This is a genomic window from Leptospira alexanderi serovar Manhao 3 str. L 60 (genome assembly GCF_000243815.2).
Classification (GTDB): domain Bacteria; phylum Spirochaetota; class Leptospiria; order Leptospirales; family Leptospiraceae; genus Leptospira; species Leptospira alexanderi.
This window is the reverse complement of sequence record NZ_AHMT02000009.1, coordinates 42,501-45,000: the sequence shown is the minus strand read 5'-3', so window position 1 is coordinate 45,000 and position 2,500 is coordinate 42,501. Positions and strand designations below refer to the sequence as shown.

At 41.8% G+C, this 2,500-nt stretch carries 2 protein-coding genes and 1 pseudogene (1 of these 3 running past the window's edge); 2 read left to right on the top strand and 1 reads right to left on the bottom strand.

The window, feature by feature from the left end; translation table 11 throughout:
• Nucleotides 1-49 precede the first annotated feature (49 nt).
• Nucleotides 50-583: a hypothetical protein gene (locus tag LEP1GSC062_RS02970; protein WP_010576081.1), complete on the bottom strand. Its 534-nt coding sequence runs from the start codon at nucleotides 581-583 to the stop codon at nucleotides 50-52.
• Here LEP1GSC062_RS02970 and LEP1GSC062_RS02965 point away from each other — a divergent pair.
• Nucleotides 567-1,796, top strand: a complete 1,230-nt coding sequence (locus LEP1GSC062_RS02965) for an alpha/beta fold hydrolase (RefSeq protein ID WP_010576080.1) — start codon at nucleotides 567-569, stop codon at nucleotides 1,794-1,796. The genes LEP1GSC062_RS02970 and LEP1GSC062_RS02965 overlap by 17 nt on opposite strands.
• Before the next feature lie 199 nt (nucleotides 1,797-1,995).
• Nucleotides 1,996-2,500, top strand: a pseudogene (locus LEP1GSC062_RS02960) (LIC11874 family lipoprotein) (it continues 166 nt past the right edge of the window).

Below are 2,500 nucleotides of genomic sequence, written 5' to 3'. Positions count from 1 at the left end.
TATCGAATCGGAAGTAGGATGTAAAAGTCGTTCAGAAGCTTAAAGCATATTACAAAAATCGAATAGAACTGATAACGGTAGCAAGTTCGCTAACAAGATAATTTGGAGGCATCTCGTCGCTGTTATACGTAAGAAGAGTCATTCTCTTTTGATTGGCGATCATATAGACCATCCAGAAACGTTCCTCCTTCACAAATTCGCAAGCCATAATCTTGTTGCCTTCTTCGTTTTCGAAAGACGCAATCTTATCCTCTTCGAAATCGATTTTGTGCGTTTTGAGATATCGTTTTAATTCTTCTCCGAGATCATAATTTCCGGATTTATTCTCAAAGGCATAGACTTGAAGAGCACCGCTTCCGTTTTCCTCGAAAAATGCGGGAATTCCTTCGATGACCATGTGGATCCAATGTGCGGGAATCACCATGGAATACCATCCATTCGGTGAAGTATAAAGTTTGTATTCCGGGGTTTGAGACACGTTGTACTCACCAGATTCTTTTCTTCGATTTTTCAAGCAAGCAGCTTCTATTTCTTGACATTTCAGATTTTCCATTATTTTTAATTCTGTGATCGCAATTCTCAAGAATCGTAGAAGTCCGTTCTACTTAGCGACTACGTTTTTCATTCTTCTTTTTTTCGCGTTGTTTGCGTCCACACTCGCCTTCATCTTCACTGGAATCCTGATCTTAATTCTCATCATCCATCCTCTTCTTTTAAACTGGATCGGAAAATTATACGGACAAGAGGACATCGCAGACGAAGTTCACTTTGCGAAAACGAAGGACGGATGGAATTTAGCTCTCCACAGACATATTCCTCCTCAACCAAATCAGCAATTGGCGCCCGTGTTGGTCGTTCACGGAATCGCAACGAACAAGTTCGTGGTCGACTTAGATAGAAGACATTCTCTCCCTTATTATCTTAAACTCAGAGGTTACGACGTATTTGCGGTTTCTCTTCGAGGTTGCGGACGATCTTATCACGAAAGCCCAACTCGTTACGAAGACTTCACGTTCGATGACATCGTAAAATATGACATTCCTGCGATGTTTGAGAAGGTGAAAAAAATTACCGGTTCCGAGCGCGTTTCCTATGTGGGGCATTCCATGGGAGCGATGATTCTATATTCTCATTTTTGTATGTCCGAGCGTAAAAAAGATACGAAGGACATCGCCGCCTTTGTATCATTAGGCGGTCCTGGAAACCTGAACCATATCGGTATCACTCTGATCGGACTTCTTTCCCGATTTCCCCGTGCAAGAAAGATGTTGGATCTGAAATTCGGAGCCTCCATCCTCGCTCCTTTAGCGGGAGAACTTTATACTCCAATCGACGAAATTCTTTACAACCCTAAGGTGACTTCATCCAAAACGGTGAAGAAAATTATGAAGAACGCAATCGAGAATATTTCGGACGGAGTCACGGAACAATTCATGCACTGGATCGAAACAAAGCAGATGCACTCTCTCAACGGATTCTACAATTACATCCAACTCCAGAAAAATATTTCCGTCCCCGCTTTGTTTATAGCAGGCGAAAAAGACGTCATCGCGACTCCGGAAGCAGTCCGTTCCGTTTACGAAAACGCAAGCTCCAAGAAAAAAGAATTTAGAGTAATCTCCAAAGTAAATGGTTCTTCCGAAGACTACGGTCACGCCTGTCTGGTAATGGGAGATCGCGCGGAAGACGACGTCTTTCAATACGTAGAATCCTTTTTGAAAAAACACGGACTCCGTTCTCAACCCGGAATCATGACCAAAATCAAAGAAGGAATTCTTTCCGCGTTTCGGAGATGAAATTCCCTCCCGCTATACTTTTCATAAATCCGATTTCGAATTACGTGCCCCGGGACATCTTATAAATCGTGCTTTTGAGCCAATTTATTTCCCTTAAAAAGGAGAAAAACTCCTGTGTCCAAATCCGCTGGTTTACAATGGCACAAACCGCAAATCTCTTTTCGTTGACGGGAATCCTTTTCTCTCTCAGATTTGATGCATGAGCCCCTTTTACGGCCGGATTTATAAATTTTTCCTCTCCACGATTTTGTTATTATTTTTTTCCAATTGTTTCGATTATGAAGAGACATTGACGATCAATTACGATTTCTCGGGAACATTAGAGGTTTCTTATGTAGTTCCGACCCGTAGGAATTCCGACGAATCCCTGATCAAATTTCTTCCCACGCAGAAAGACGAAATTTTAGGAAGACTCAACAAAGGCTTTTTTTCTAGAAACATTTCCCTCAAGGATTATACCTATCAAAAGATCGTTACTCCGGAAACTGATCCAAGTTTATTCCGAGAAAAAGCGAAGGTTTACTATAAAGTGGAATTTCAGGAACTTTCCCAAATCGAAAACGCCATGCTTGGAAAAGTTCAGGTTCGTAAAAAAGGAAATACGATCTACGTGAAAAGGGAAATTCCCGCGATCAGCCGTGCGCCCGAAACCCTGAAAAAAGACGGAGAAAAAAAATTTATTCCGAAACGCTTCGTTTATTGCG